This is a genomic window from Microcystis sp. LE18-22.4A (genome assembly GCF_027531105.1).
GTDB classification, from domain to species: Bacteria; Cyanobacteriota; Cyanobacteriia; order Cyanobacteriales; family Microcystaceae; genus Microcystis; species Microcystis aeruginosa.
The window spans coordinates 1-1,710 of the sequence record NZ_JAPZRB010000248.1 but is presented as its reverse complement, the minus strand read 5'-3'; the positions used below and the strand labels follow the sequence as shown (position 1 = coordinate 1,710).

Sequence of the window (1,710 nt, the reverse complement as noted above, 5' to 3'; positions counted from 1 at the left end):
GACATTGACGATTGGATTATAATCTACTTTGAGGTTCCAATTAATCTTAAACCCTATTAGGGATTGAAACATTAAGGGGATTTATATCTATGCGAAATAAGAGAGTTCCAATTAATCTTAAACCCTATTAGGGATTGAAACAACCAGACTGGACTGCGCGGCAAAATCTGGGAGAGTTCCAATTAATCTTAAACCCTATTAGGGATTGAAACTTAAGAACTCGCCATAGTCCGAACCTTCTCAGGTTGTTCCAATTAATCTTAAACCCTATTAGGGATTGAAACCGGACTATGGCGAGTTCTTAAAACTCCCTGCTTACTTACTGTTCCAATTAATCTTAAACCCTATTAGGGATTGAAACCACTTATATTATAACCATTGGTTATACTTATTGTATAATGGTTCCAATTAATCTTAAACCCTATTAGGGATTGAAACCCTTCTTTTAAATCTCCGTGTAAGTGGTAGCGAATCATGTTCCAATTAATCTTAAACCCTATTAGGGATTGAAACGAAATCTTCTGACACTTTCCATTTTTCCAAGCCCTTAACGTTCCAATTAATCTTAAACCCTATTAGGGATTGAAACAATCTATAAATTTTCTTCATGATGAGATGATCCTCGTTCCAATTAATCTTAAACCCTATTAGGGATTGAAACATTAAGGATTTTGCCGATTCTAAATTTGATCCAAGTTCCAATTAATCTTAAACCCTATTAGGGATTGAAACAGCCCCACTCCCCCGGCTTTAATCGTGCCGATAAATAGTTCCAATTAATCTTAAACCCTATTAGGGATTGAAACAACAGCTTATGGGCAACGCGCCCGGATTAGGGACAAGTTCCAATTAATCTTAAACCCTATTAGGGATTGAAACGAAATTCTCATCTATTTCAGGATCATAATTTCGATGTTCCAATTAATCTTAAACCCTATTAGGGATTGAAACTTGAAAAAAGTAGATTTGTAACAGTCTGGTTCTCGTTCCAATTAATCTTAAACCCTATTAGGGATTGAAACCATTTACTTTTTAATGAAGACACGCCATAATTTGTTCCAATTAATCTTAAACCCTATTAGGGATTGAAACTCAATTATTTCCGTGGCTATTTTTAAGCATTGCTGTTCCAATTAATCTTAAACCCTATTAGGGATTGAAACGACCAGAACCCAGCCCCAGAGCGGCTTACAACGGGTTCCAATTAATCTTAAACCCTATTAGGGATTGAAACCGCTCGGATTTATCAAGCCCATAAAGCAGGCGCTCATGTTCCAATTAATCTTAAACCCTATTAGGGATTGAAACGTTAGATGGGTGCTGGCGGTGACGAAAATAATGGAGTTCCAATTAATCTTAAACCCTATTAGGGATTGAAACGAAAATCGAGCTAGGCCGCCTCAGTGAGGCACAAATGTTCCAATTAATCTTAAACCCTATTAGGGATTGAAACTAACGCTTCCGATAGAATCGCTCGAATCGTTACCTGGTTCCAATTAATCTTAAACCCTATTAGGGATTGAAACGTACAGTCCCATTCAAAGATTTCTATTAGAGAACTTGTTCCAATTCTAAGTACAGGACAAAAAATGTAAGGACTGGAGAAAAAGAGAAAAGTTAGGTAATGAAGGATTGAGAATAAGATGACGAAGGTGGTCTAAACCTAGCCGAAAGAGGCTTTTTGCTCGGCGACCATGTTTCTTGATAGGA

Annotated in this window: 1 pseudogene and 1 CRISPR repeat array; the pseudogene reads right to left on the bottom strand. The window is 36.9% G+C overall.

The window, feature by feature from the left end:
* Nucleotides 1-33: 33 nt before the first annotated feature.
* Nucleotides 34-1,526: direct repeats of the CRISPR family, unit length 37 nt; unit sequence GTTCCAATTAATCTTAAACCCTATTAGGGATTGAAAC.
* A 45-nt stretch (nt 1,527-1,571) separates the two neighbouring features.
* Nucleotides 1,572-1,710 (bottom strand): annotated as a pseudogene (locus tag O9295_RS27825) (IS4 family transposase); the annotation flags it as partial.